28 protein-coding genes are annotated in these 24,328 nt (G+C 71.9%); 16 read left to right on the top strand and 12 right to left on the bottom strand.

The features are described 5' to 3' along the window. The first annotated feature begins 35 nt into the window (after nt 1–35). Complete coding sequence (locus PHA84_RS11155) at nt 36–467, top strand: CBS domain-containing protein (protein ID WP_270888177.1); 432 nt, start codon at nt 36–38, stop codon at nt 465–467. A 146-nt stretch (nt 468–613) separates the two neighbouring features. Here PHA84_RS11155 and PHA84_RS11150 read toward each other — a convergent pair whose 3' ends face one another. The 3 genes from PHA84_RS11150 to PHA84_RS11140 form a co-directional block, all read right to left on the bottom strand. Further along, entirely contained in the window at nt 614–1,999 is a 1,386-nt protein-coding gene (locus PHA84_RS11150) for a cytochrome P450 (RefSeq protein ID WP_270888176.1), read from the bottom strand. Between the two features lie 65 nt (nt 2,000–2,064). Then, nucleotides 2,065–2,379: an ANTAR domain-containing protein gene (locus PHA84_RS11145; protein WP_270888175.1), complete on the bottom strand. Its 315-nt coding sequence runs from the start codon at nt 2,377–2,379 to the stop codon at nt 2,065–2,067. Next, a complete protein-coding gene (locus PHA84_RS11140; RefSeq protein WP_270888174.1) occupies nt 2,376–2,618 on the bottom strand; it encodes a hypothetical protein in 243 nt (80 codons plus the stop codon). The genes PHA84_RS11145 and PHA84_RS11140 overlap by 4 nt, the downstream gene beginning before the upstream one ends. A 189-nt stretch (nt 2,619–2,807) precedes the next feature. Here PHA84_RS11140 and PHA84_RS11135 point away from each other — a divergent pair, with 189 nt between their 5' ends. The 3 genes from PHA84_RS11135 to PHA84_RS11125 all read left to right on the top strand — a co-directional run bounded on the left by PHA84_RS11135 (nt 2,808) and on the right by PHA84_RS11125 (nt 6,191). Then, nucleotides 2,808–3,974: a carboxylate-amine ligase gene (locus PHA84_RS11135; protein WP_270888173.1), complete on the top strand. Its 1,167-nt coding sequence runs from the start codon at nt 2,808–2,810 to the stop codon at nt 3,972–3,974. A gap of 76 nt (nt 3,975–4,050) precedes the next feature. Further along, the gene (locus tag PHA84_RS11130; protein WP_270888172.1) at nt 4,051–4,926 is read left to right on the top strand and encodes a polysaccharide deacetylase family protein; all 876 of its coding nucleotides are present in this window, start codon (nt 4,051–4,053) and stop codon (nt 4,924–4,926) included. Beyond that, nucleotides 4,923–6,191 (top strand): YncE family protein, encoded by a 1,269-nt coding sequence (locus tag PHA84_RS11125; RefSeq protein ID WP_270888171.1) that lies wholly within the window; start codon nt 4,923–4,925, stop codon nt 6,189–6,191. The genes PHA84_RS11130 and PHA84_RS11125 overlap by 4 nt, the downstream gene beginning before the upstream one ends. Before the next feature lie 40 nt (nt 6,192–6,231). Here PHA84_RS11125 and PHA84_RS11120 read toward each other — a convergent pair whose 3' ends face one another. Further along, nucleotides 6,232–7,392, bottom strand: coding sequence for a glycosyltransferase family 4 protein (locus tag PHA84_RS11120; protein ID WP_270888170.1), 1,161 nt, complete (start codon nt 7,390–7,392; stop codon nt 6,232–6,234). Then, complete coding sequence (locus PHA84_RS11115) at nt 7,389–8,417, bottom strand: lysylphosphatidylglycerol synthase transmembrane domain-containing protein (protein ID WP_270888169.1); 1,029 nt, start codon at nt 8,415–8,417, stop codon at nt 7,389–7,391. Before PHA84_RS11115 ends, PHA84_RS11120 begins: the two co-directional genes overlap by 4 nt. Before the next feature lie 243 nt (nt 8,418–8,660). Between PHA84_RS11115 and PHA84_RS11110 the strand changes: the two genes are divergently transcribed. After that, nucleotides 8,661–9,362: a response regulator transcription factor gene (locus tag PHA84_RS11110; protein WP_270888168.1), complete on the top strand. Its 702-nt coding sequence runs from the start codon at nt 8,661–8,663 to the stop codon at nt 9,360–9,362. Between the two features lie 31 nt (nt 9,363–9,393). Here the strand turns inward: PHA84_RS11110 and PHA84_RS11105 are convergent, their stop codons facing one another. Continuing rightward, nucleotides 9,394–10,770 carry a sensor histidine kinase gene (locus tag PHA84_RS11105; RefSeq protein ID WP_270888167.1) on the bottom strand — a complete coding sequence of 459 codons (1,377 nt, stop codon included), beginning with the start codon at nt 10,768–10,770 and terminating at the stop codon, nt 9,394–9,396. Nucleotides 10,771–10,882: 112 nt separating this feature from the next. Between PHA84_RS11105 and PHA84_RS11100 the strand changes: the two genes are divergently transcribed. The 3 genes from PHA84_RS11100 (at nt 10,883) to PHA84_RS11090 (ending at nt 12,584) form a co-directional block, all read left to right on the top strand. Beyond that, on the top strand, nt 10,883–11,299 hold the full coding sequence (locus tag PHA84_RS11100; protein WP_270888166.1) for a DUF1801 domain-containing protein: 417 nt from the start codon (nt 10,883–10,885) through the stop codon (nt 11,297–11,299). A gap of 140 nt (nt 11,300–11,439) precedes the next feature. Further along, complete coding sequence (locus PHA84_RS11095; RefSeq protein WP_270888165.1) at nt 11,440–12,102, top strand: hypothetical protein; 663 nt, start codon at nt 11,440–11,442, stop codon at nt 12,100–12,102. Between the two features lie 5 nt (nt 12,103–12,107). Beyond that, nucleotides 12,108–12,584 (top strand): DUF4383 domain-containing protein, encoded by a 477-nt coding sequence (locus tag PHA84_RS11090; protein WP_270888164.1) that lies wholly within the window; start codon nt 12,108–12,110, stop codon nt 12,582–12,584. On the opposite strand, the gene PHA84_RS11085 is transcribed toward PHA84_RS11090, so the two are convergent. Then, entirely contained in the window at nt 12,571–13,602 is a 1,032-nt protein-coding gene (locus PHA84_RS11085) for a glycosyltransferase (protein WP_270888163.1), read from the bottom strand. The two genes, PHA84_RS11090 and PHA84_RS11085, sit on opposite strands and share 14 nt — an antisense overlap. 290 nt (nt 13,603–13,892) lie before the next feature. On the opposite strand from PHA84_RS11085, the gene PHA84_RS11080 reads away from it, so the two are divergent. Next, a complete protein-coding gene (locus tag PHA84_RS11080) occupies nt 13,893–14,957 on the top strand; it encodes an NAD-dependent epimerase/dehydratase family protein (RefSeq protein WP_270888162.1) in 1,065 nt (354 codons plus the stop codon). A 36-nt stretch (nt 14,958–14,993) separates the two neighbouring features. Here the strand turns inward: PHA84_RS11080 and PHA84_RS11075 are convergent, their stop codons facing one another. Further along, nucleotides 14,994–15,254, bottom strand: a complete 261-nt coding sequence (locus tag PHA84_RS11075) for a DUF2795 domain-containing protein (protein WP_270888161.1) — start codon at nt 15,252–15,254, stop codon at nt 14,994–14,996. A gap of 356 nt (nt 15,255–15,610) precedes the next feature. On the opposite strand from PHA84_RS11075, the gene PHA84_RS11070 reads away from it, so the two are divergent. The 4 genes from PHA84_RS11070 (at nt 15,611) to PHA84_RS11055 (ending at nt 18,710) form a co-directional block, all read left to right on the top strand. After that, on the top strand, nt 15,611–16,324 hold the full coding sequence (locus tag PHA84_RS11070) for a GAF domain-containing protein (protein WP_270888160.1): 714 nt from the start codon (nt 15,611–15,613) through the stop codon (nt 16,322–16,324). Then, the gene (locus PHA84_RS11065) at nt 16,324–17,031 is read left to right on the top strand and encodes an ANTAR domain-containing protein (RefSeq protein ID WP_270888159.1); all 708 of its coding nucleotides are present in this window, start codon (nt 16,324–16,326) and stop codon (nt 17,029–17,031) included. Before PHA84_RS11070 ends, PHA84_RS11065 begins: the two co-directional genes overlap by 1 nt. A gap of 76 nt (nt 17,032–17,107) precedes the next feature. Next, complete coding sequence (locus tag PHA84_RS11060) at nt 17,108–17,743, top strand: DUF2231 domain-containing protein (RefSeq protein ID WP_270888158.1); 636 nt, start codon at nt 17,108–17,110, stop codon at nt 17,741–17,743. Nucleotides 17,744–17,909: 166 nt separating this feature from the next. Beyond that, nucleotides 17,910–18,710, top strand: a complete 801-nt coding sequence (locus PHA84_RS11055) for a sigma-70 family RNA polymerase sigma factor (RefSeq protein ID WP_270888157.1) — start codon at nt 17,910–17,912, stop codon at nt 18,708–18,710. 48 nt (nt 18,711–18,758) lie between these two features. Here PHA84_RS11055 and PHA84_RS11050 read toward each other — a convergent pair whose 3' ends face one another. Both PHA84_RS11050 and PHA84_RS11045 read right to left on the bottom strand, forming a co-directional pair. Beyond that, nucleotides 18,759–19,001 carry a DUF2795 domain-containing protein gene (locus PHA84_RS11050; protein WP_270888156.1) on the bottom strand — a complete coding sequence of 81 codons (243 nt, stop codon included), beginning with the start codon at nt 18,999–19,001 and terminating at the stop codon, nt 18,759–18,761. An 86-nt stretch (nt 19,002–19,087) separates the two neighbouring features. Then, a complete protein-coding gene (locus tag PHA84_RS11045; RefSeq protein ID WP_270888155.1) occupies nt 19,088–19,744 on the bottom strand; it encodes a UdgX family uracil-DNA binding protein in 657 nt (218 codons plus the stop codon). A gap of 340 nt (nt 19,745–20,084) precedes the next feature. Here PHA84_RS11045 and PHA84_RS11040 point away from each other — a divergent pair, with 340 nt between their 5' ends. The 3 genes from PHA84_RS11040 to PHA84_RS11030 are packed head-to-tail and all read left to right on the top strand — an operon-like array spanning nt 20,085 to nt 22,611. Further along, nucleotides 20,085–20,558 (top strand): hypothetical protein, encoded by a 474-nt coding sequence (locus tag PHA84_RS11040; RefSeq protein ID WP_270888154.1) that lies wholly within the window; start codon nt 20,085–20,087, stop codon nt 20,556–20,558. Then, nucleotides 20,555–21,784: an NRAMP family divalent metal transporter gene (locus PHA84_RS11035; protein WP_270888153.1), complete on the top strand. Its 1,230-nt coding sequence runs from the start codon at nt 20,555–20,557 to the stop codon at nt 21,782–21,784. The genes PHA84_RS11040 and PHA84_RS11035 overlap by 4 nt, the downstream gene beginning before the upstream one ends. Continuing rightward, nucleotides 21,784–22,611, top strand: coding sequence for a hypothetical protein (locus PHA84_RS11030; RefSeq protein WP_270888152.1), 828 nt, complete (start codon nt 21,784–21,786; stop codon nt 22,609–22,611). Before PHA84_RS11035 ends, PHA84_RS11030 begins: the two co-directional genes overlap by 1 nt. A gap of 7 nt (nt 22,612–22,618) precedes the next feature. On the opposite strand, the gene PHA84_RS11025 is transcribed toward PHA84_RS11030, so the two are convergent. Beyond that, complete coding sequence (locus PHA84_RS11025; protein WP_270888151.1) at nt 22,619–23,275, bottom strand: HAD family hydrolase; 657 nt, start codon at nt 23,273–23,275, stop codon at nt 22,619–22,621. 14 nt (nt 23,276–23,289) lie between these two features. Further along, nucleotides 23,290–24,270 carry an SDR family NAD(P)-dependent oxidoreductase gene (locus tag PHA84_RS11020; protein ID WP_270888150.1) on the bottom strand — a complete coding sequence of 327 codons (981 nt, stop codon included), beginning with the start codon at nt 24,268–24,270 and terminating at the stop codon, nt 23,290–23,292. Nucleotides 24,271–24,328: the final 58 nt, after the last annotated feature.

Here is a 24,328-nt window from a genome sequence, read left to right as displayed (position 1 = left end):
CGCAGGTACCACCCACTCACCAGCCAGGAGGAGACATGGCAGACACCGTTCGAGACGCGATGACCGCCGGTGCGGAGTGCATCGGCGAACAGGAGACCGTGGCGGCGGCGGCTCAGAAGATGAAGGACCTCGGCGTCGGCTCGCTGCCCATCTGCGGCGAGGACAACCGGTTGAAGGGTATGGTCACGGACCGCGACATCGTCGTGAAGGTCGTCGCCGCGGGGCAGGACCCCCAGTCCACGACCGCCGGGTCCCTGGCCGAGGGCAAGCCGGTGACGATCGGGGCGGACGACTCGCTCCAGGAGGCCCTGCGCACCATGTCGCAGTACCAGGTCCGCCGGCTCCCGGTGATCGACGGGCATGACCTGGTTGGGATGCTGAGCCTGGCAGACCTGTCGAAGGCGCTGCCGGAGGAGGCCGCCGGGGACCTCGTCCAGGCCATCTCCAGCGGAGGACCGACGCTCTGACTCGTCCGCGGTCCGGAGGCCACCTCTGCCGGCTCTTCCCGACTGCGACGACGCTGCTCTTCCCGGCTGCGACGAACGTCGTGGGAGCGGGGCGCCGAAAGGGCAGCGCGGAGGAGCCGGCAGGCTAGGCCGGAAGAGCCGGCACGCTAAGCCATCGGGTGGGGGGCGTCGGCCGTCTGGACCCTTTCCGGCGCCACCCTTTCCGGCGCCTCCGGCGCCACGGCGCCAGGAGCGTCCGGTGACGGGAAGGTCCTGCTCGCCGGCGTCGAGAGCCTGAGGCGGACGCCGCTGCGAGGCATGGTGGGCATCCGCCGCTCGCTCACCGTCAGGTCCTGGGCAGGCACCGTCCAGTCCAGCGCGGCCAGGAACCCGGCGCTCGTCGCGAGGATGCCCAGGGCGGGGTCCTCTCCAGGGCAACGATGGCCGGCGGCCACGAGGCCGCCACCCTGGGGCACGAGCGCATCTGGCTCCACATCATGGGCACCGAGGAAGCGGTCCGGCCGGAACCGGAGCGGCTCTGGCCAGTAGCGTCCGTCCCGCAGCGTCCCGACGACGTCCAGCACCACCCGGGAGCCGCGCGGGACCACCGTGTCACGGAAGCGCAGGTCGCGTCGCGCGATGCCGACCAACATCGGCACGAAGGGGGCGAGCCGGCGCACCTCGTGGGCGAAGGCGTACGCCGCCGATCCCGGTACGGGTCGTGATCCGGCGACGTGGTGCTGCTCCTCGCGAAGGCGGTCCCGCCACGACGGATGCTGAGCCAGCGCCAGGGCGGTGAAGGCCGCGAAGCGCGCGACCGCGACGGTCGGCCGGAGCAGGTTCAACAGCTCCACCGCCGCGGTGTGGACGTGCAGCGGCGTCCCGTCCTGCTCGGTCCAGGACGCCACGACGTCCAAGGGGGAGCCCTGGGGCGCGGCGGGGCGCCCCTGCCGGGCGTTCGTCACGGTGGACTCCGCCCACTGGTCGCTCTCGTGTCGCGCCCGCCGCGCTCGGACGTACGCCGGGCCTGGGACGCCGAAACCGTCGACGATGAGGGCGAGCCGGCGAGCCACCCGATCCGCCTCGGAGGCGGAGACCTGCACGCCCGCCCAGGCCAGCACCGCCCGACCGATGACCGTCACGGCTTCGTCGTAGACGGACACCTCCTGCTCGGTGGTCCAGGTCTGCGCCCGGCGCGCCCACTCCGCGGAGACCTCGTCGACGAGGGCGACGACCGAGCGGGGCCCGAGCACCTGGACGAACATCGCCTTGCGGTGTAGGTGAGTGGCGTCGTCGAGGCCGTGGACCGCACCCTCACCGAACAGGACGTTGGCCACGAAGGGTGGCATCGCGTCCCGCCGCCGCACGGCGGAGGTGTCGGTGAACAGCCGCACCGCCTCGGGGCCACGCACGAGGACGGCTGGGCGCCCCATCATCCGCACCGGGATGGCATCCTCGTCCCCGCCAGGCACCTGGCGGGCCCGCACGTGCCGCGACAAGTCGTACCCCCGGGACAGGAGGGGGACCGAGAGCTCCATGAGGCCGGTTCGCATGAGCGGGGACTACCCGGCCAGCCGCGGGCGTAACCGACCAGCGCTCGCTGCTGCGACCTCGCGCCTCAGCGGCTGAGCAGCGGTGCGTAGGTCCCGGAGACTATGTCGTCGACGACGTCGCGGAGCTTCAGGTTGTAGTCCTGGGAGAACCGTCGGAGCACCTCGAACGCGGAGTCTGCCTCGAGGCTCAAGTGAGCCCTCAGGATGCCTTGCGCGACACCGATGGTGTGCCGGGTCTTGAGCGCCGCTGGGAGGTTGTCGACCTCGTCCGCCGCGGCGAGCGCGATGCTGGCCTGCGCGGCGTACATGTGCGCGATCCCCACGTCCTGCGGGTCGAAAGCCCCCGGCCTGTGGGAGTACAGGTTGAGGGAGGCGCTCATACGACGTCGGTGAAGGCCGGGGTCCGGGGTTCTCGCTGCCCCTCGCGGGCCGACACGGTGGCCACGTCACAGCCGTCGACCGCCTGGACGACCAGCTCCACGACCCGCTGCGGGGTGGTGTCGCTCGGGCCGCGGTCCACCATCGAGGACGCCAGCTCGGCGAGATAGTCGAGCCCACGGAGCAGCTCCGCCTCCTGCCAGGGTCCCGCGGGAGGGACGCCGCCCGGGTCGTCGGTCATGGTTCATTGTGTACTGCCCTGGCAGTGCCGGGCGTCCAGGTCGGTCGCGTTTGGCCGAAGCGACCACGGGTATCTCGAGGCTGACGGGCGCCCACGCACCCGAGGTCCTCCCATACCCTGGAATGTCCCCTCGACCCCGGGCCCCGGCTGCACCCGCACCGGTGTCCCGGGCCGGACGGCAGGAGCGCCATGACGTTGAGCCACCTCGGGCACCGGTGGACGAAGCGCGCCTCGCCCACGACATCGGGAGCCCTCCCCACCGTCGGCGTCGAGGAGGAGTTCTTCCTCCTCGACCCGCGCAGCGCCGCGCCCGTCCCGATCGCCGCCCAGGTCCTCAGCGCTGCCCGCGGGGAAGAGGCGGGGGACGAAGACACCACGTTCCAGGCGGAGGTGCTGCGCTGCCAGGTCGAGACGGCCAGCCCCATCTGTCACGACCTGGCCGAGCTCGAGGAACACCTGAGGTGCTCACGGGCGCGGCTGAGCGCCGCGGCCAGGAGGCACGGAGCCGTGCTGGCCGCCGTCGGCGCCGCCCCCTGGGGCGAGCCGGATCCGCAGATCACGCCCACCGACCGGTACCTCGCGATGCGCAAGGCGGCCCCCGCGCTCCTGAGCGAGCAGCTGATCTGCGGCATGCACGTCCACGTCGAGGTGCCGAGCCGCGCCGTCGGCGTGGACGTCATCAACCGGCTGCGTCCCCAGCTACACGTCCTGCTGGCCCTTTCGGCCAACTCACCGTTCTGGCGCGGCGCGGAGAGCGGGTTCGCGAGCTGGCGCGCGGTTCAGTGGCAGCGGTGGCCGGTGGAGGGACCGCCGCCGTTCTTCACGGGCGCGGAGGACTACGAGCGACGGGTGCAGACGCTCCTCGACACGCGGGTCATCATGGACAGGGCCATGCTCTACTGGCACGTCCGGCTCTCCGACCAGTACCCCACGGTCGAGGTCCGGGTGGCCGACGTGGCGGTCGACGCCGCCACGGCGTCCGCGCATGCGGGTCTGGTGCGCGCCATGGTGATGAAGGCCATGCGTGACCGGGCGGCAGGCATGGCCGCGCCGCGCACCCCCTACGAGGTGCTGCGCGCCGCGTCGTGGCAGGCGGCCCGCGACGGGCTCGGCGGAGCGCTGGTCGACCTGGCCGGCTCGCCCTGGAAGGCGCCGGAGCTCAGACCCGCGCGAGAGGTCGTGCTCGGGGTGGCGTCCCAGGCCTGCACCGCTGTCCCCGAGGCGGAGGCGGAGACTGTGCTCGCGGGCGTGCACGCGGTCCTCGAGCGGGGTGACGGCGCCCAGCGTCAGCGTCGCGCGGTGGCGTCCGGGGGCGTCGCGGCCCTCCTGGCGCTGTGGGACGACGGTGAAGCATGATCCGTGTCAGCAGCGTCGGACCGGACGGGTGCCGCCCCTCAGGTGGCTCTCAGACAGCGGCCAGCAGAGTGGTCCGGTGACCTCTCCACCGCCGGGCGCCCCGGCGCGGCGGGCCGTCCTCGCCGCCGGCCTGGCGGCCATCGCGCTGGATGGCTGCTCGGGCGCGAAGCAGCAGGGAGCGCCACCCGTCAGCACCACCTCGGGCGTAGGCGCAGAGGGAGAGCCGTCGTCGGGCCCGCGCACCAGCTCGCCCACCCGCTCGACGGGGCGCCGGCCGCCCGCCACGACGACGGGGCGCCCAGCCGAGACCGGTCGACCGACGAGGCCACCGACTCTGGCGCAGGTCGCAGGCCCGGACCTCACCCATGGCCCCCGCACCGTGAGAGCGGTCGCTCTGACCTTCCACGGGCAGGGTCCCGCACACCTCGCGCAGGACGTTCTGCAGACCTGTTCGGCGGCCGGCGCTCGCGTCACCGTGTTCGCCGTAGGCTCCTGGCTCGTGACGGTCCCCGCGCTCGGCCGCCAGCTCCTGGCCTCGGGTCACGAGCTGGGCAACCACACCTGGAGCCATCAGCAGATGAAGGAGCTGTCGGCCGCCCAGGCCGTCCACGAGGCGGTCAAGGGAGCGGAGGCGCTGCGCAGCGTCGTCGGGACGGCGGGCTGGTGGTTCCGGCCGTCCGGGACCCGGCACAGCACCTCCACCATCCGGGCGGCCGCGAAGGCCGCCGGGTACCAGCGCTGCGTGTCGTACGACGTCGACCCCGAGGACTTCCTCGACCCGGGAGCGGGAGCGGTTCGCGACCGGACCCTCGCCGCGGTCCGGCCCGGGTCCATCGTGAGCCTGCACCTCGGACATCCCGGGACCGTCGCGGCGCTTCCGGAGATCCTCGCCGGGCTGAGCAGGCGAGGGCTTGTCCCAGTGACGCTGTCGCAGCTGGTGACGCCGCGATGACCCGCCAAGGGCAGAGTCTCACTCGCGGCCGCGGCCGCGGCCGGGTCGTGGGAGTCCTCGGAGCCGTCATGGCTCTGGCTGGCTGCTCGGCCGACCCCACGGGCCCGACCGCCTCGGCTGGCGTCTCGTCGGTGGGTGCGACTGCGACGGCCACGACAAGCGGCATCTCGAGGCCCACGACGGCGGCCGCCAACGACGTGTACGCCGCGGCGACACCAGGCGCCCTCAGCGCTGTTGCATCGTCGGCGCGGTCCATGGTGTACGTCCCCAACACGCTCGACGACACCGTCCAGCTCATCGACCCCAAGACGTATGCGGTGGTCGGGCGTTTCCGCACCGGCCGGGAGCCGCAGCACGTGGTCCCGGCCTGGGACCTGCGAACCCTGTGGGTCAACGCGGACCGTGCGAACACCTTGACCCCGGTGGACCCGCGGACCGGACGGGCGGGACGGCCGGTGCCCGTCGCCGACCCGTACAACCTGTACTTCACCCCGGACGGCAAACACGCGCTCGTGATGGCGGAGCGCCTGCGGCGCATCGACGTGAGGGACCCGCACACCATGCGGCTCCAGCGGTCGCTGCGGGTGCCCTGTCACGGCGTGAACCACGCCGACTACACCGCAGACCTCCGGTTCCTGCTGGCCAGCTGCGAGTTCGACGGGAAGCTCGTCGTGACCGACAGGGATGCCAGGTCGGTACGCAAGGTCATCGACCTGAACAAGGTCAGCACTCCGGGCGCCACCTCTCCGCACGAGGCCATGCAGCTGCCCGGCAGCCCGAAGAGCGAGCTGCTTCCCGGGTCCAGCGCGATGCCGCAGGACGTGCGCCTGACCCCCGACGGGCGGCACTTCGTCGTCGCAGACATGCTCCGCAACGGTGTGTGGGTGATCGACGCGCGGACGATGCGGTGCACCGGCTTCGTCCACACGGGCCTCGGAGCGCACGGCATCTACCCGTCTCGCGACGCCACCCGGCTGTACGTCTCGAACCGCGACGCGGGCACCGTCAGCGTCCTCGATGCCAGGACTCTGCGTCCGGTGGCGCTCTGGCGCGTTCCCGGCGGCGGTTCGCCCGACATGGGCGGCGTCACAGCGGACGGGAAGGAGCTGTGGCTCTCCGGTCGCTACGACAAGAAGGTCTACGTCTTCGACACCCGGACCGGGAAGGTCACCCACACCATTGCGGTGGATGCCGGGCCGCACGGCCTGTGCGTCTGGCCGCAGCCAGGGCGCTTCAGCCTCGGCCACACCGGCAACATGCGCTAGCCACGCCATCGGCGTGCAGACGCGAGCCGAGGGCTGCGGGTCACGCCGGCTGTGACCCGGTGACGACGGGCACCGCGCGGACCCGCGCACCGGCCGCCACCGCGTACGCCTCCTCGTTGCGCCACAGGACGTCGGACCAGTCGAACGGCGGCCGGACCGCACGGCTGGCGGTTCGCATCCGGTCCAGCAGCAAGGGGTCGCGGCACAGGAGGGCCAGGTGATCGGCCATCCGCGCGTCGTCAGGAGCCAGCAGGCCGGTATGTCCGTGGCTGACGAAGTCGCCGACTCCGGTGCCCTCCCGCGCCAGGACGACCAGACCGCTGGCACGGGCCTCCAGCGCCGCGATGCCGAAGGACTCGGCGGCGGCGGGTGCGACGAAGATGTCGGCGTCGTGGTAGAGCGAGCGGAGGTCGTCGTGGCTCAGCGCCCCCGGCGTCCGGACCCAGGACTCCATCCCCGCACGGCGGACCCGGGAGCGCAGCGTCGCCAGCTGCTCGCCGTCGCCGACGACGACGACCCGCACCCTCACGTGGTCCGGCACCCCTGCCCGCGCCCGTTGCAGGATGGACACCAGACGCAGCGGCCGCTTGCGGCGCACCATGCGCTGCACTGCGACGACGGTGATCCCTTCGAGGGGTGCGAGGCGGGGCTGCGGAGCCCAGGTGGCCACGTCGATGGCGTTGGGCAGGACGAGGACCGGCCCCCGCGTCACCGCGGCACGCACTGCACCGGCGGCGGCCTCGCTCACCGCGGCCCACTGGATCGGCAGGTCCGGCCACCGCCGAGCGAGCGCCACCGCCCTGACGACGGGCCACGCGGCTCCCCACATGGAGTGGACGGTGGCGACGACGGGGACGTCTGCCTGCGCGGCCACCTCGGCGCCCCGCAGGGCCAGCGGCGAGATCGCCGACACGTGCGCATGAACGCAGTCGGCCCAGCGCACCAGCTCGGCGAGCCGGCGGGGGTCGCGGCAGACGGTCGGGCCGGCGCCGGTGCGCCCGCGCGGCTCAGCCTGCTGGAAGGCTGGGTCGAGGTACGCAGGCTCGCTGCCCGCAGGGTCGGCGGCGACTCCCGGGGAGGCACGGGTCAGGACGGTGACCTGGTGGCCGGCTGCGCGCTGGTGGTGGGCCAGGGAGGAGACGAGTACCTCGATGCCACCGACGGTGGGGGAGTACGTGTCCGTGACGTGGAGGAGTCTCATGTGGCGCGGGCCTGAGCGCACCACCGGGTCAGGGCCCACCCACCCAGCCACAGCCCCCCGACCGGAATCTCGAGCAGGAAGATGAAGCCGCGGTAGAGCAGCACGCCCACAGCCACCGCCGTAGGGTCACCGCCCACGGCACAGAGCACGGCCACAGCGCCGCCCTCGGCCAGGCCTGTCCCACCGGGAGTGATCACCACCACGGTGAGCAGCCGCTCCACGGCGAAACCGGCCAGGACGGCAGGCCACGGCAGGTCGGCACCGGCGACGTGCAGGCACCCGCCGAGGAGCAGGGCCTGCAGGACCAGGTAGGCGCTCATCCCGGTGGTGAGCTGCAGCCACCCGCGAACGATCAGGTCGCGAGCCACCGCGCGCGTGTGCAGGATCACGGCCACGAGGGCTTCACCGTCGCGGAACCGGCTGGGGAGCAGCCGGTGCGCCACAGTGCCCGCCCCTCTCGCCACGAGCGACGACGCCCGGTCGCTGACCAGCGCGGCGAGGACGAGCGAGACGACCAGCGCCAGCGCCACGACGGCGAGCTCGGCGCCGACGACGAGTGTGGGACTGCTCAGCCCGCCCGCCACGAGAAGACAGACCAGGGCGACCAGCGGCAGCACGAGCTTGCCGATGACGTCCCAGATGTTCGTCACGACGGTGTAGGCGGCGAACGCCGACCGGCGGACGTGCCACACGCGCGTCATGGCGAGGTTCGTCGCCACCGCCAGTGGACCGCCCATCGGCACCACGTTGGCCACCGCGCTGCCGGTGAGGTTCAGGGTCAGGGCCCGTCGGCGGCTGAGCCCCGGCATGGCACCGGTCAGCACGATGGAGTGTGCGACGACACCGAGAGCCCAGAGCGCGGTAAGGACCATCAGCTGCGAGAGCGTCACGCCGGCCAGGGCTGCTACCACCTCGCTCCAGGACGTCCCGCTGACGCGCGGGATGGTCCACCACAGCAGCACCACCGCCAGACTTGCGGCCAGCATCCCCCTGGTGACCAGCCCCGCGACTCGCACGGTGCGCATCACGGACCTCCGATCTCCACCCTTCGCGCTCCTGTGACCCTCCCGCAGCGCACCTGAACGGTTCCTGAGCCAGTGTGGCCCCTTGCGGCGCGTTCAGGAACCACTCAGCCGGCGGAGGGCATCGTGGACGGACGTCCCGCCTGCCGAGACGGTACGTCAGGGTAGCGGGCGCCACGGCCGCCGTCCCGCGACGTCGGCCCAGGACTCGCCCTAGGGTTGAGGCGACGGGAGCGGAGGACGAACGTGCGGGTGCTGCTTGTCGAGGACGAGCGGGCGTTGGCCGAGACCCTTCGGCGGGGTCTGACGAACGAGGGCTTCGTCGTCGATTTGGCCCACGACGGGGTCACGGGCCAGTGGATGGCGACCGAGAACCCGTACGACGTCATCGTCCTCGACATCATGCTGCCCGGGCGCAACGGCTACGACGTGCTGCGCAACCTGCGCGAGCTGCTCGTCTGGGCACCGGCGCTGATGCTGACGGCCAAGGACGGCGAGTACGACCAGACCGACGCGTTCGAGCTGGGGGCCGACGACTACCTGACCAAGCCGTTCAGCTTCATCGTCCTCGTAGCCAGGCTGCGCGCGCTCGTCCGGCGTGGCGCCCCACAGCGCCCGGTCACCCTGACCGTGGGAGACCTCGTGCTGGACCCCAACACCAGGCAGGTGAGCCGGGGCGGTCGGCGGGTCTCGGTGACCGCCAAGGAGTTCGCCGTCCTCCAGTTCCTCATGCGGCACCCGGGCGACGTGCTGTCCAAGGGCGAGATCCTGGAGAACGTCTGGGACCGGGCGTTCGACGGCAGCGACAACATCGTCGAGGTCTACATCGGGTACCTGCGACGCAAGATCGACGCCGCCTTCGGCGTCCGGTCCCTCGAGACGGTGCGCGGGATGGGCTACCGCCTCGTACCTGCGACGGTCGCTGCGACCGGGGCGCCGACGACCTGACCGCCGCAGCAGGTCTGGCGACCTGAGCGCCTCAGGCGGGTCCCGACGCGGCACTGGCGGGCAGTCGCACCTCGAAACGGCAGTCCCCGCCTGGGGTCTGCGTGGCACGGATCCGCCCGTGATGCGCCTCGACCAGGGTGCGGGCGATGGCCAGTCCCAGCCCGCTGCCGCCACGGTCGCGCTCCCTGGCCTCCTCCAGGCGCGTGAACCGTTCGAAGACGGCGTCCCGGTCCGCCTCGGGCACCGGGCTCCCCGCGTTGTCCACGGTCAGCAGCACCTCGTCGTCCACGGTGCGCACAGCCAAGCTGATCGGGCCGGTGGTGTGGCGGGCCGCGTTGTCGACGAGGTTGCGCACCACCTGCTCGAGCCGGCCGTGGTCCCCCATGACGCGGGCCGCCCCGATGGAGGCACGGACAGCCTGCTCACCGGTGCCTCGCAGGCGCCGGACCTCGGCGTCGACGATGTCGTCGAGGTCGACCTCCTCGCGCTTCATCGGGAGGCCGTCGTCCACCTTGGCCAGGGTGAGCAGGTCGTCCACCAGGCGCTGCATCCGCATCGTCTCCGCGAGGACGAGCTCGTCCCGCGTCGGGTCCGGTGGCTGGCCGCTCGCCTGCGACACCTCGATGACCGCCCGGATCGTGGCCAGCGGGCTGCGGAGCTCGTGGGAGGCGTCGGACACGAAGCGGCGGGTGCTGGCGTCGGCACGGTCCAGCCGGTCCAGCATCCGGTTCATCGTCTCGGCCAGCTTGGAGATCTCGTCGCCGGACGGCGGCACCGTGAGGTGCCCCCGGTCGCGCACCTGGGTGATCCGGTCCACCTCGCTGCGGATGCGCTCCACCGGCTCCAGGGCCCGGCGCATCACTCGGCCCACCAGGACCAGCAGCAGGAGGAGCAGGACAGCCCCGCCCAGGACGAGCAGCAGGGTGGCCGTGCGGACCGTGGCCGTCTCGACGCGCAGGGGGCTGGCCACCACCACGACGTAGCTCACCCCTCGCCGGTCGCGGACGCCCTCGGCCACGACGGCGTACGGCTCTCCCACCTCGCCGGGCAGACCCGTGACCTGGTCGGTGGCCACGGACCCCGGTGACGGGGACAGCCTGGTCAGCGGCGCGTGGCTGGCGGCCGGGTCCGACGCCGCCAGCACCCGGTGGCCCGCGTCGAGCACCTGGAGCAGCGAGCCCCTGCTCGGCACCTCCTGCACGGCCCCCGCCACCGCGGACTGCCCCGAGGTCACCGTCGCCGAGATGTCGCTCGCCTGCAGCGTGGCGGCATCGCGGGCCGCGGCGTACAGGATGCGGTCGAGGGTGACCGCGTAGGCCGAGATCCCCATGACGATGGCCAGCGTCACGGCAGCGGCGGAGACGGCGACGACGCGCCGTCGCAGCGACCACCGTTCCCACCGTCTCACGAGGCCGTCCTCCTTCCTCCGGGCCGACTCATTCTCGCCGATCGCCGAGGCCCCTTCGGTGCCGCCGCACGCTCGGCCCGCGCGAAGCCGGCAGCCGCAGTAGGTTCTGGTCATGACCTACGTCGCCGACCCTCGCGTCGATGCCTACATCGACGCGCTGCCGCCGTGGCAGCAGGAGGTCTGCCGCCAGGTCCGCGACCTGGTGCACGCTGCCGACCCGGAGGTCGAGGAGACGGTCAAGAGGACCGTGCAGCCGTACTTCGTGCTGGACGGCAACATCTGCGCCCTGCTGGCCGCGCGAGACCACGTCAACGTGTTCCTCTACGACGGCGGCATCGTCCCGGACCCCGAGGGGATCATCACGGCGGGCCACGACAACAAGACGGCCCGGACCGTTGCGGTCTACGAAGGGCAGACGCTGAACGCGCCCGCCCTCTCGGCGATGGTGAGCCGGATCATCGCCGACAACCGGGCCGGCGGCTGGCGGGTGCTCAAGAGGCGCACCGAAGCGCCTGGGAGCCGCCACTGAGGGCCGCGCCTTCGTTTCCGCACCGTGTCCGGACCTTCTCCGCACCCTGTCGTCGCACGCGTTTGCGCTGGTGAGCAGGGGGTACGGGCTGCATTGACTCGATTCGAGTCGTGTCGCTCTCAGGGAAACGGACACTGGAAATGGACAACAGACGACGGACCGACGAGCCCGCCGACGAGCGGGTGGTAGGCGGAGCCCACGACACCGCGGCGGAACGCGAGCGGGTAGTGGTCGGAACCCACGACACCGTCGCGGAACGCGAGCGGTTCGGGGGCGTGAAGGCCGGTTCGGCCTTCTTCGGCTGGCTGACAGCCATGGGGATGGCGGTCCTGCTGACAGCGCTGCTCGCGGCGGCGGGCACGGCCGTCGGTCTCTCGAAGGGGACCGACGCCCAGAAGGCCACCGCGGACGCTGCCGACAACGTCACGACGATCAGCGCCGTGGGAGCTGTGGTCGTCGCCGTCGTGCTCTTCGTCAGCTACTACTGCGGTGGGTACGTCGCGGGTCGGATGGCGCGCTTCAACGGTGCCCGCCAGGGCGTCGCCGTCTGGGTCTGGGCCCTCGTCATCGCCATCGTGGCGGCTGTCGTCACGGCCGCCGTCGGCAGCAAGTACGACGTGCTCTCCCAGCTCAACACCTTCCCGAGGATCCCCGTCTCGGAAGGCAACCTGACCACCCTGGGGATCATCGCCCTGGTGCTCGCCGCCCTGACGAGCCTCATCGGCGCCGTCCTCGGGGGGCTGGCCGGCATGCGGTTCCACCGCAGGGTCGACCGCGCCGATCTCACCAACGAAAGGTACTGACGACAATGGCCAACACCCGAAACACCACGACCGATATGTCCACCAGGACGCCCGTGCAGAAGGCCGCCGCGGCTGTGGGTGCGGTGTTCCTCCTCGTCGGCATCCTGGGCTTCGTCCCGGGCATCACGACGCACTACGACCAGCTAGGGGGCGCCGGCCACGGCTCCGGTGCCATGCTGCTCGGAGCGTTCCAGGTCTCGGTGCTGCACAACATCGTCCACGTCCTGTTCGGCGTCGCGGGGCTCGCCCTCTCGAGGCAGGCGCGGACCGCGGCGAGCTACCTCGTCGTCGGCGGTGCGATCTACCTCGTGCTGTGGCTCTACGGCCTGCTCATCGACAAGAGCTCCTCGGCGAACTTCGTGCCGGTGAACTCGGCCGACGACTGGCTGCACTTCCTGCTGGGCGCGGGCATGATCGCCCTCGGCGTGGTTCTGGGGCGCCGGGACCGCGCGCTGCGGGACGGGAGCGTCACCGCCCGCTGAGCCGAAGCTCGCGCTCGGCCAGCTCACGGCGCAGGCGGCGCCGTGAGCTGGCCGCCAGCGGGACCCGGCGGCCGTGGTAGACCACCCCGCCTCGGAGCCGGACCACCACGGCGGCCCACGCGCAGACCCCTCGCTCCAGCGCCCACAACGGCGCGAACAGAGAGGTGCTCGCCGGGAAGGCCGCCGTACCCCCCGCCCGCCGGCGTCCCACCTCCGCCAGCGCGGCCGTCGCGGCCGCCCCGCCCACCAGGCGCACCGGCCGACGTCGGCCGAGCAGGACGGCGGGCACGACGCTGAGGGCGACCAGGCAACGCAGAGGCTGCGCCTGGTCCTCGTACGCCTGGCGGACCCGTTGGCGGAGGAAGTGGTCCAGTGACGGGGGCTCGCGTCGGACCAGGATGTCGGGCCGCCGTTGGTACCGGCCACCCGCCGCCTGGACGGTCCGCACCATCTCCAGGTTCTCGAACAGCGCCTCCGTGCTCCAGCCGTCGGCGCGCAGGACGAGGTCACGGCGCAGACCGAAGGTCCCCGGCCAGTCGGCCGCGAACGCCCGGTTCACCAGGATGCGGCCCGCCTCCCATCGCGCCCACCAGGGCCATGTGGTCGAGACGTTCTGGGGCGCCACCACGTCGGCCGAGGCCATCGCGGAGACCAGGGATGCCAAGGAGCCGTAGTCGTAGCGCACGTCGTCATCGGCCAGTACGACGGTGGGGTGCCGCGCCGCCTCGATGCCGGTCATGGCCCCCGACACCTTCCCGTTGCTGCCGGCCCACCTCTTGGCGGGCACCAGGACGCGTGCCACGTTGCCCCACCGGTCTCGCCGCGACGCGGCGTGTGGGCCCTGGGACCCGTCCACGACCGTGACGTCGCACCACCGCGCGACCGCACGCAGGTACTCCTCGAAGGCCGCCTCCGACTCAGGCACCGGCTGGCTGGGCCCGTCGTCCCACCGCACCGGGACCACCATCTCCACGGCGAGCCGTTCGAGCTCCGCTGCCGCCGGTGCAGGAGCAGTCAACGGAAACCTCCGGGGGACAAGGCGTTGTCGCGGTACGGCGCCGGGACGGGATCGGACGGGCTCCGCAGTACCCCGCGCCCCGCACGGCAAACCGGCACGGGAGCCCGTCGCCCCACACCCGGAAGGGCGCACGGACCCCCGGGTAGGCGGCACGGACTGAGTAGCGCCCACGGACTGAGTAGCGGCCACGGACTGAGTAGCGGCTACGGACTGAGTAGCGGCTACGGACTGAGTAGCGGCCACGGACGCCGGGTAGAGGGCCTGCGACCGAGCAGCCGGGGAGGAGCAGCATGCGTGTCGTCGTCTCGGGAGCCAGCGGGAACCTCGGTACCGCCCTCCTGCGAGCCATGCAGGGGCGAGGGCACGAGGTCCACGCGCTGGTCCGTAGGCCGCCGCCGCCTCAGGGTGTCTACGCCGAGGCCCGGTGGACTGCGGTCGACCTCTCCCGGGACGAGTCGCGAGCGGTCCTGCGTGGTGCCCTGCAAGGTGCGGATGCCTATCTCCATCTCGCCTGGGCGCTTCAGCCGATGCGCCGGCCCGGGTACCTGCACCGCGCCGGCCCACTCATGCTCCATCGGTGCGTGCAGGAGGCGATGACGGTCGGCGTCCCGCAGCTCGTGCACGTCTCCTCGGTGGCGGCTTATGCGCCACGCCGCAGCGAGGCGCTCGTGGACGAAAGGTGGCCTGTGGCGGGGGTGCCGAGCTCGACCTACAGCCGCGACAAGGCCGCCGGAGAGCGAGTCCTCGACGTTCTCCTGCGGCAGCGCCCCGACCGCTCGAGGGTGGCAGTCCTGCGCCCATGCCTCATCGCCCAGTACGCCGCGGGTGGGGCGATGCTGCGCTGCGGGACGCCCCTTGTCCTGCCAGGACGCGTGCTGCGGCACGCCCCCGCCCTGCCGTTCGACCCTCGGTTCGGCATCCAGCTGGTGCACGCCGCGGACGTGGCCGACGCCGCGCTGCGCGCCATGGAGAGGGGAGCGCAGGGGCAGTTCAACATCGCCGGGGAACCCGTGGTCAGGGGCCGGGACATCCTTGATGCGCTGCGTGCCAGGCCGGTCCGGCTCGACAGTGCCCGCACGCGGCGGCTCCTCGCCGCTGCCTGGGCGGCACGGCTCTCCCCGCTGGACCCCGGCTGGGTCGACATGGCCCTGCAGTGCCCCTGGATGGACACCACCCGAGCGCGCCGAGACCTCGCCTGGCAGCCCGCACACGACGCGCGTGAGGTGTTGGTGGAGCTGGTCGCAGGTATGGCTGAGGGCGCCGGCACAGAGAGTGCGGCGCTCAGGCCACGCGGGCTGGGGGACGGCCTGCGGTCACTACTGCGCGGCACCGTGCCACGTCGGGAGGCGACGTGAGCGGCGGGTCAGCCGGATCGCGGGTGCCCCTGCTCCTCAGATGGGCTCTCGAGCGGTCTCGTGGACCGACGGATGGTCGAGCTCGGCGAAGACCTCCCCCAGGTTGGGGTATCGCCGCGTGGGGGACAGGGGCATGAGCTCCCAGAGCAGCCGGGCCGGGGCATGGACCCGGATCAACGTGGCCTGGAGCTCGTCCTGGGTTGCCGGGAAGCAGCCCTGCCCGAGGTGATGCGCCAGCTTCGACCTGGTGTCGGCATCGGCGGCGGGATCGATATGGCGGGCGGCAGTGGCCGTCATGGTTCCTCCAGCGGGCGTCGTCTCCAGCAAGGCGGAGCGCACGCCCGGCAGACAGGATACGCCCATCCCTGGAGGGAACAACGGCCGTGCCGGGTATGGGTTCGGTAAAGGGACGCTTCCGGCGCAGCTCTCGGGCAGCCCGGCCGCCCAGCGGTCGCCGAACCGGCCGGTGGAGGATGACATCGCCCGCCCCGCGCTGCTGGAGGCGGACGACGCCATGCCGCGCGCCTACCCCCCGAGGCACCGGTTATTCGGTAAGCCGAGGCTGCATTTCCGCCACCGTGCTCCCAACGGCGTAGGTTTGTTCTTGGGCGCGGGCCCCGCGCACGCCCACATTCCCCGAGCAGGAGGCGCAGATGTTCGACAAGGCCTCGCTGCTCACCACCCTCGCCAGGGAGATGGCCCGGCAGGAGCCCGGCCTGCCCCTGGCCAGCCGGCTCTGCTCCTCGGCCGTGACGGTCCTCGGGGTGGACGGCGCCTCGATCACGCTCGCCTATACGGCCGCCGACCGGGTCACGCTCTGCAGCACGGACGAGACCGCGGCCAGGCTCGAGGACTGGCAGGAGGTGCTCGGACAGGGGCCCGGCCCGCAGGCCTACGAGAGCGGTCTCCAGCTACGGGTCGGCATCGACGGTGGTGACGACGTCCGCTGGCCCGAGTTCGCCTACGCCGTACACCGCGGGCTCGGCGCCATCCAGCTCGCTGCCATCCCCATCCGCCCGGACCAGGAGGTCCTCGGCGTGCTGACCTGCCACCTGCCCCGCGAAAGGCTCATCACCCTCGCCGAGCCGGAGGCACAGTTCCTGGCGGACGCCGTCGGCGTGGCCCTGTTGCGAGACCCTCAGGCCGCGGAGACGGACATGGAGGGGCCATGGGCCACCAGGGCGCAGATCCATCAGGCGACCGGGATGGTGGTCGCGCAGCTGCGGCTGGGGCTGGACGACGCCCTCGCGCTCCTGCGGGCGCACGCGTTCGCGCACGACACGACGGTGGCGGAGATCGCCGCCCAGGTCGTCCAGCGCACCCTCGACTTCAGGTACGACGACACCGCCAACGGGAAAGAGTCGTGATGACTGGTAGCAACCCTTCACGGGCGCTGGCGCGCGCAGCCTCAGCGCTCGTCGGAGAGAGCGACCTCACGCACGTCCTTGCCGACCTCGTCGCGGACGCCGCCGAGGTCCTCGCCGCGGACGCCATCGGTGTGCTCGTGACCTCTCCGGACCACGGGCTGGAGGTGCTCAGCGCCACCAGCCACAAGGCACACGACCTGGAGCTGTACCAGGCCCAGTCAGGCTCGGGTCCGTGCGTCGACGCAGTGGCGCACGGGGCACTGGTGTCCGAGTCCAGTGCCGACGCGATCATCGGTCACTGGCCGGACGTCGGCCACGAGATCGTGGCAGCCGGCTACACCTCGGTCCACGCCTTTCCGATGGACTGGCACGGCACGACGCTGGGGGGTCTCAACGTCTTCCACTCGACCGTGCCGCAGGGCGTCGACATTCCCCTGCTGGGTCAGGCCTTCGCCGACATCATCACCTCGCTCATCCTCCAGCCCGAGCAGCTCAGCCGGCGGTCCATCGCGGCCAAGGTGGGCCGCGCGCTGTCGGGACGGACGGTCATCGAGCAGGCCAAGGGCGTACTGGCCTACCAGGAGACCCTCACCATGGATCGCGCCTACGACCGGCTGCGGGAGCTTGCGACGAGGAACCACGCGTCGCTGACGGACATGGCCAATCGCATCCTCGCCGAGGCCAGCCGTCCTGCTGCCCGGGGCTGAACGGCGCTGACGACCACTGCGTGCGCCGTGCGGCTGTCGCAGGTTTGGTGTGCCGTCCACCGGGAAAATGCCCTCCATGACCGTGAGCACCGCCGAACAGCTCCCTGACTCGACGCCGACCTCCAGCACCGACGCCCCCGCCCTCGTGCGCCTCGTGCACCGGCTCGAGAGCGCCGCGTCGCTGGACCGGCTGACCCCGGTCCTGCGGGCCCTCAGCAGACCGGTGCGGTCTCCGGCCGTGATCCGGGTGCTGACCGGTGAGTTCGCCGGCCACGCCCTGCACCCTGCCCTCACCGACCTACCGCTGGGCCTGTGGACCTCCAGCGCTTTGCTGGACCTTCGAGGCCGGGACGCGGACCGTCCCGCCTCGCGGCGTCTGCTGGGGGCCGGCATCGTGACCGCGGTCCCGACCGCCCTGACCGGTCTCGCCGAATGGGGCGGCACGAGCCGCCCAGAGTCGCGCGTGGCGTCCCTGCACGGGCTCCTGAACAGCGTCGCCCTGGTGTTGTATGCCGCCTCCTGGGCGGCCAGACCGCGCGCCCACGGCACGGGCGTGCGTCTCTCGCTGGCCGCCACGGCGCTGTCCGGTGTCTCGGGCTTCCTCGGCGGCCACCTCACGGTGGCGCGCAAGACGGGGAGCCGGCACGCCGCATACGTCGAGGACGGGGTAGGGCCCCAGCTGAGCCGCGGCGACACGCCAGTGGTCGCCTGACTGCGGCGCGCGGACCGGCGCCGGGACGCGGCTGCGAGACTCTGACCAGCAGAAATATAACCGCCCCCACTTGCATAGTCGGCGGTCCAGTGGTTGTGTGGACGTACGCGCTTGGTCCAACAGCGGTGCCATCGCTTTCCGAAATCGCTCTTCTGGAAGGCAACCCATGGCATCGCTACGACAGGTCAACCCCACTTCCCGTTCCCTCTCCAGCGCCCAGCACGAGCGTGCCGAGGCGTTGCTGGAGGCCGCGCAGGAGTGCCGCGACGAGAGGAAGGCCGCCCGGCTGCGCAAGGAAGCCGTGGTGCTCACCCTCGACCTGGCCGACTCGTTCGCACATCGCTACCGGGGTCGGGGCATCGACATCGACGACCTCGTCCAGGTGGCCCGGATGGCGCTGGTGAAGTCTGCGCTGGGCTACCGGAACGGCAAGGGCAGCGGATTCACCGCGTACGCCTCGGCCACCATCTCCGGTGAGCTGAAGCGGCACTTCCGCGACTTCGCGTGGTCGGTACGCCCCCCGCGCCGGCTACAGGAGCACCGTGCCGACCTGGTGGCCGAGGAGGAGCGCCTGCGGCACGAGCTGCACCGGACGCCGTCGGTGACGGAGCTCGCCGAAGCGCTGGACCTCGACTGTGCCGAGGTCCGTGAGGCGGCCGCCTGCTCGGCCGCCTACCGCGCACACTCGCTGGACGCCCCGACCCCGCACGGGACGACGGTGGGGGAGTCGCTCGCCTCGCCGCAGGACGACTTCGAGGTCCTGGAGACCAGTGCCGCCCTCGGCTGTCTCATCAAGCAGCTGAGCGACCGCGAGCGCGAGATCCTGCGCCTGCGGTTCGTGGAGGAGAAGACGCAGTCCGAGATCGGCGCTGCCCTCGGCGTGAGCCAGATGCAGGTGTCCCGGCTGTTGTCCTCCATCCTCGGCCGCCTCCGCGCCGACCTCGTCGACGAGCGGGCCACAGCCTGACGAACGGGCTGAGCGCCTGACCACCGATCCGTTTGGCCGCGGCTGCTATCAGCTGGCCGGCGCGCCAAGCGCCACCGCGTCGAGCACGTCCGTGACGCAGGTGTAGCGACGGGTGGGGGAAAGCGTGGCAAGGCGGCACAGGAGGCGGGCAGGCGCGCGGTGCCGGATGAGGGTGGCGAGCAGCTCGTCCTGACGGGCGGGAAACGCGACGACCTGAAGCTCCCTGCTCAGCTGAGCCTGCCACCCCTCGTCATGCTCGGCGTCGGGCGGCGTGCTGGTGGTCGCGGTCATCGGTGGTGGCCTCCTGTCTGAGGCGCTACTCCGGCGGGACGCGCGCTCACCAGCAGTTTTGCCCCGCGGAAACCTGGACGAAACGTTCAGCCGCGAGGACGCCCGGCGGCGATGCAAAGGTCCGCAACCAGGTCGGCGTACTCCTCGTCGCGGCGCCGGGACCTCAGCACCGACGCCGGGTGCGCCGTGGCGACCACGAGCTCCGGGCCGGCGCCTGCCAGGTCTGGCGGCCACTCCAGGGGCCGACCACGGCTCGCCCCCACGCGGAAGGACGGCCCGAACACCGACTGCCCCGCCGTCGCACCGAGTAGCACCACCGTGGTGGGCCGGACGACGTCGAGCTCGGCGAGCAGCCACGGCTGGCACTTGGCGACCTGCCACCGGGAAGGCGACTTGTGGATCCGCTTGCCGCCCCGCTGGTCGAAGCGGAAGTGCTTGACTGCGTTGGTCCGGAAGACGGAGTACGGCTCGATGCCGGCGGCCGCCAGCGCGTCGTCGAGCAGGCGTCCCGCAGGCCCCACGAACGGTTCGCCGGCGACGTCCTCCCGGTCGCCGGGCTGCTCGCCCACGACCATGACCTCCGCGTCCGCGGGTCCGGACCCCATCACCGCCTGCGTCGCGTCGGCGAAGAGGTCGCAGCCTCGGCAGCCCTGAGCGGCGGACGCCAGCTGGTCCACACCGGCCCCGTCTGGGACCCACTGCTGCGCTCCCGGCCAGCTCGACGCAACACTGCGCGACGTCAACCGCCTCACCTCGCCAGGACTCGGACCAAGCACTCGGACCAACCTCCGCGGCCTCATACCCCCGGTCGCGACAGGAAAACGGCCTACCGAGGCGAAGTGGTGCGTCGACCGTTTGAGCCCGTGCCACCCCGGGCACCTCTTGTGACAGGTCGAGCGCCGAGCCGGACGAGAGGGAGAGCACGAAGGAGGTCGCTACGGTGGACGAGGGGGTTGCCCTGGGACTGGGGTGGCTGATCTTCCTCGCTCTGGTCGCCGTGCTGGTGTACCGGCTGCTGTGGTGGCGGCGGTGAGCGCCCGCTCCGGGTCCACTGTGATGTCTGTGCGCTCCACTGTGCTGTCTGTGTGGTCGACTGTGCGGTTCAGACCACGGTCCAGCCTGCGGGGCGCCGCGCCGGGGATCGCACTGGCGTTGCTGCTCAGTGGGTGCGTGGTTCCGGCCCGCACCGACGCCGGCTATCGCACTGATGCCTCGATGGCCCTGGAGTCTGCGACGAGCGCGACGCGCACCGCGCAGCTGGCCCTCCAGCAGTGGCTCCAAGGCCGGATGCCCCGGACCTACGCCAACATCGTGGTCACCGACAGTGAGAGTTCCCTCGGCCCGATCCAGGCCAGCTTCGGCGGCGTCGACCCGCCGAACCGGAAGGTCGACAGCCTGCGGGCAGAGGTCGGGGGAGAGCTCTCCGACGCCGCGGACGCCTTGGCGCAGGGCCGGATCGCCCTCCGACGTTCGGACCGGGCAGGGGCCATGAAGGCGGTGGCCGCGCTGGGGAAGGTGTCGTCGACGCTGGAGAAGACGGGGGCGGGGGTCCAGTGAAGAGGCTCTTCGCGGTCGCCCTCGGTGTCCTCACCGCCATCGGTGGCTTCGTCGATATCGGGGACCTCGTCACGAACGCCGCGGTGGGTGCCCGGTTCGGCCTCTCGTTGGCCTGGGTGGTGGTCGTGGGCGTGCTCGGCATCTGTGTCTTCGCGGAGATGAGTGGGAGGGTGGCCGCCGTCAGTGGCCGGGCCACGTTCGACCTCGTGCGCGAGCGGCTCGGGCCACGGGCGGGGCTGCTGAACCTGCTGGCGTCCATGGCGGTCACCTTCCTGACGATGGCCGCGGAGATCGGTGGCGTGGCTCTCGCCTTCGAGCTGGCCACCAGCGTCAACGCCTACCTCTGGATGCCGGTGGCCGGGGCGGCGGTGTGGCTCGTCCTGTGGCGGGTGAAGTTCGCCGTGCTGGAGAACGCGTTCGGGCTGGCGGGGCTGTCCCTGGTGGTGTTCGCCTTCGCCGTCTGGAAGCTGGGTCCGGACTGGGGCCACCTGGTCAGCGCAGCGCTGCATCCCAAGGTTCCGGTGACCGAGGACGCGTTCGTCTATGCCTACTACGCCATCGCCCTGTTCGGTGCGGCGATGACCCCGTACGAGGTGTTCTTCTTCTCCTCCGGCGGGATCGAGGAGCACTGGGACGTCAAGGACGTGGCAACCATGCGTGCCAACGTCTTCGTCGGCTTCCCGCTCGGTGGGGTGCTCTCCCTGGCCATCGCCGCCTCGGCGGCCCTCGTCCTGCTGCCGCGCGGCATCGAGGTCGACACCCTCGGACATGTGGCCCTGCCCGTGGGGGAGGCAGTGGGCAAGCTCGGGCTCGCCTTCGCCCTGCTCGGGTTCTTCGCCGCGACGTTCGGGGCCGCCTGCGAGACCGGTCTCTCGGTCGGCTACAGCATCGCCCAGTACTTCGGCTGGCAGTGGGGCAAGTTCGTGGAACCGCTGCGGGCGGCGCGCTTCCACGTCGTACTGCTGCTCGCCTCGGCGACCGCCGTCGCCATCCTGCTGACCACGGTCGACCCCATCATGCTCACCGAGTACAGCGTCGTGTTCAGCGCGGTGGCGCTGCCGCTGACCTATCTGCCGATCCTCGTCGTCGCGAACGACCGCACCTACATGGGGGACCACGCCAACGGGGTGGTGGCGAACCTCCTCGGGTCGGTCTACCTGGTGCTCGTGGTCCTCGCCTCGGTGGCGGCGCTGCCGCTGATGCTCATCACCAAGGCGGGACAGTGATGAACGGCGCTGCCGATCTCGCCCAGGGGCGCATCCCCCTGGTCCTGCGGCTGCTGGACCACCAGATCGTGGGAGCAGAGGACGAGCTGCTGGGCAACGTCGACGACCTCGAGCTGGCCGAGACGGACCGGGGGCTCCTGGTGGTGGGCCTGCTCAGTGGACCCGCGGCCTTGGCGGTCCGCCACGGCGGGCGCTCCGGGCACTGGCTCGCGGCCATCTGGCGCCGTCTGCATCCCGACCATCACCCGCACGTCCTGTCCATCCCGATGGCCCACGTGACAGCGTTGGACTCCGCCGTCCACGTCAGCCGCTATGCGCAGCGGGTGCTGGAGCAGGAGGCGGGGCTCGAGCTGTGGCTTCGTCGGTATGTCGTGTCCAGGCTCCCGGGCGCCCGCGGCGGAGGCGACGACCGTCAGCACAACGCCGTCATCACCTCCCGCGAACGACACGAAGAGCTGGCGTGCGCCGACGACGCACCGCGGCTGAGCCGGCTGCTCGGGGCGGAGGTGAGAACCCGCTCCGGTGAGGTGCTCGGCACGGTGATCGAGCTCACCGCGGAGGCGTTCGAACGTCGCGGGCTCGAGCTCGGCCGCCTCCGGCTGGTCGAGGTGGTGTGCTCACGTCGGCACCTCGGTCAGGACCTCGGCTACACGATGGCCCCGCAGGGACCGGCGCTCGTGCGGGGCATCCTGCGGCGATGGCACAGCGGCGACCGACGCCTCTCCCTCGACGACCTTGTCCACGTCGACTGGCGGGAGCAGACGCTGACCTTCCCCGACGGCGTGACGGCACGGCACCCCCACGAGCGGCTCCCGCAGGAGCGGTGAGCGATGCTCAGCGGTCGCGCCAGGAGTCGAGCAGCGCTGCAGGGTCTGCGAACGTCTCGACGGCACCCGCTGCCGTGAGCTCCTCGGCGCTCGTGCCGCCACAGGTCAGCCCGACGCAGGGCACCCCGGCCTTCGCGGCCGCCTGGACGTCCCAGACCGAGTCCCCGACCATCACGGCCTCGTCCGGGCTCAGCCCGGCCCGGTGCAGAGCCGTCTCGACGATGTCGGGGCTGGGCTTGCTGTGCTCCGCGTCGTCCCCGGTGGTGAGCACGTCGAAGTCCGGATGGCCGAGCACGTCGAGCATGGCGTCCAGGTCGCGCTGGCCGGAGGAGCTGGCCAGCGCCACGGTGAGCCGCTCGTCACGGCACCACCGGAGGAGGGCCTCCGCGCCGGGCAGGGGCCGGACGGTGGCATGCCAGGTGGCAAAGAGCACGTCGTGGGCCTTCGTGATCTCCTCGGCATGGGTGCACCGTTCAGGCAGGACGTGCTCGATGAGGTTGTCGCCCCCCATCCCGACCGCGCGGTGGATCCGCGCCATGGGAACGGTGTACCCGAACTGCTCGAACGCCTGCCACCAGGAGACGGTATGCAGGTAGCCGGTGTCCACCAGGGTGCCGTCGAGGTCGAAGATCACCCCGGCGGGGCGCGCGCTGGAAGTCGACATGGTGGTCCCTTCCGTCATTGCTGGTTGTTGCGGCGGGCGGCCCGGGTCCCCAGCGTGGTGAGGACGTCCAGCAGCCTGGAGTCGATGACCCGCTGCAGCGTGCCCCCCTCGCTACTGCGGGTCAGCCGGGGGACGGTGCCGTCCTCGTCGAAGGTGTGCGACGTAGCGGTCTCGGTGCCTGGTGCAGAGGGCAGGAGCCGGCCCATCAGGCCCATCAGCCGGATCGTCGTGCCCGGAGCAAGCCCGCGCACCCTGATGCCGACCCACGCCAGGGGCGTCACGGTGACGAACGGGCGCCCCGCCAGGATGGCGCGCACGATCTTCCTGGCCGCGTGGCCAGAGCTGGAGGACAGGAGAGGCAGGGACCCGCCCGGCGCGAACCACGCATACTCGCGCTGCGCCTGGCCGGTGAACCGGGCGTGCACATGGCCACCGGTCCGCATGAGCCCTGGCACGGCGGTCGTGGCGGTCACCCCCGTGCCGGTGAGCTCGGCGGCGAGCCCGTCGGAGAACCCGACCGCGCCGAACTTCGCTGTGGCGTAAGGGACGAGATGCGGCGGCGCCACCATCCCGCCGATCGACGTGATGGTGCCGATCCTGCCGTGGCCCCGTGCTCGCATCGCCGGAAGGACCTGCAGGGCCACGTGGATCGGTCCCCACGTCATGGTGGCCAGGGCGTCCTCGTACGTCTCCCAGCCGATGGCCTCCACCGGACCCACGTCGATGATGCCGGCGACGGTGATCGCGACCTCCACGGGTCCCACCTCTGCCTCGCACCACCGCACCAGCTGGGCGACGTCGTCGCGGACGCGGACGTCGCAGACGCGGACCTGGACGCGGTCACCCCGGTCGAGGCCGGCCGCGGCACGGTCCAGCTCGTCGGGGTCGCGAGCGGCCAGGACGACGACGTGACCCCTGGTCAGGAGCTCCCGCGCGAGCTCGAGACCCAGACCACGGGAGGAGCCGACGACCAGGGCAACGGGGGATTGCGTCACCTGATCGAGGGTAGATGCCGTTCGACGGCAGTGCCCACTCGTGAGCGGTGCTCGCAGT

The organism is Pedococcus sp. 5OH_020 (genome assembly GCF_027812955.1).
Lineage (GTDB): Bacteria > Actinomycetota > Actinomycetes > Actinomycetales > Dermatophilaceae > Pedococcus.
This window is presented reverse-complemented; position numbering and strand designations above follow the sequence as displayed.

Bases quoted from the DNA above. Each gene is read 5' to 3' on its own strand.
- PHA84_RS11155 (WP_270888177.1), top strand. From the start codon at position 36: ATGGCAGACACCGTTCGAGACGCGATGACCGCCGGTGCGGAGTGCATC.
- PHA84_RS11150 (WP_270888176.1), bottom strand. From the start codon at position 1,999: ATGCGAACCGGCCTCATGGAGCTCTCGGTCCCCCTCCTGTCCCGGGGG.
- PHA84_RS11145 (WP_270888175.1), bottom strand. From the start codon at position 2,379: ATGAGCGCCTCCCTCAACCTGTACTCCCACAGGCCGGGGGCTTTCGAC.
- PHA84_RS11140 (WP_270888174.1), bottom strand. From the start codon at position 2,618: ATGACCGACGACCCGGGCGGCGTCCCTCCCGCGGGACCCTGGCAGGAG.
- PHA84_RS11135 (WP_270888173.1), top strand. From the start codon at position 2,808: ATGACGTTGAGCCACCTCGGGCACCGGTGGACGAAGCGCGCCTCGCCC.
- PHA84_RS11125 (WP_270888171.1), top strand. From the start codon at position 4,923: ATGACCCGCCAAGGGCAGAGTCTCACTCGCGGCCGCGGCCGCGGCCGG.
- PHA84_RS11120 (WP_270888170.1), bottom strand. From the start codon at position 7,392: ATGAGACTCCTCCACGTCACGGACACGTACTCCCCCACCGTCGGTGGC.
- PHA84_RS11115 (WP_270888169.1), bottom strand. From the start codon at position 8,417: ATGCGCACCGTGCGAGTCGCGGGGCTGGTCACCAGGGGGATGCTGGCC.
- PHA84_RS11100 (WP_270888166.1), top strand. From the start codon at position 10,883: ATGACCTACGTCGCCGACCCTCGCGTCGATGCCTACATCGACGCGCTG.
- PHA84_RS11095 (WP_270888165.1), top strand. From the start codon at position 11,440: ATGGACAACAGACGACGGACCGACGAGCCCGCCGACGAGCGGGTGGTA.
- PHA84_RS11090 (WP_270888164.1), top strand. From the start codon at position 12,108: ATGGCCAACACCCGAAACACCACGACCGATATGTCCACCAGGACGCCC.
- PHA84_RS11080 (WP_270888162.1), top strand. From the start codon at position 13,893: ATGCGTGTCGTCGTCTCGGGAGCCAGCGGGAACCTCGGTACCGCCCTC.
- PHA84_RS11075 (WP_270888161.1), bottom strand. From the start codon at position 15,254: ATGACGGCCACTGCCGCCCGCCATATCGATCCCGCCGCCGATGCCGAC.
- PHA84_RS11070 (WP_270888160.1), top strand. From the start codon at position 15,611: ATGTTCGACAAGGCCTCGCTGCTCACCACCCTCGCCAGGGAGATGGCC.
- PHA84_RS11065 (WP_270888159.1), top strand. From the start codon at position 16,324: ATGACTGGTAGCAACCCTTCACGGGCGCTGGCGCGCGCAGCCTCAGCG.
- PHA84_RS11060 (WP_270888158.1), top strand. From the start codon at position 17,108: ATGACCGTGAGCACCGCCGAACAGCTCCCTGACTCGACGCCGACCTCC.
- PHA84_RS11055 (WP_270888157.1), top strand. From the start codon at position 17,910: ATGGCATCGCTACGACAGGTCAACCCCACTTCCCGTTCCCTCTCCAGC.
- PHA84_RS11050 (WP_270888156.1), bottom strand. From the start codon at position 19,001: ATGACCGCGACCACCAGCACGCCGCCCGACGCCGAGCATGACGAGGGG.
- PHA84_RS11030 (WP_270888152.1), top strand. From the start codon at position 21,784: ATGAACGGCGCTGCCGATCTCGCCCAGGGGCGCATCCCCCTGGTCCTG.
- PHA84_RS11025 (WP_270888151.1), bottom strand. From the start codon at position 23,275: ATGTCGACTTCCAGCGCGCGCCCCGCCGGGGTGATCTTCGACCTCGAC.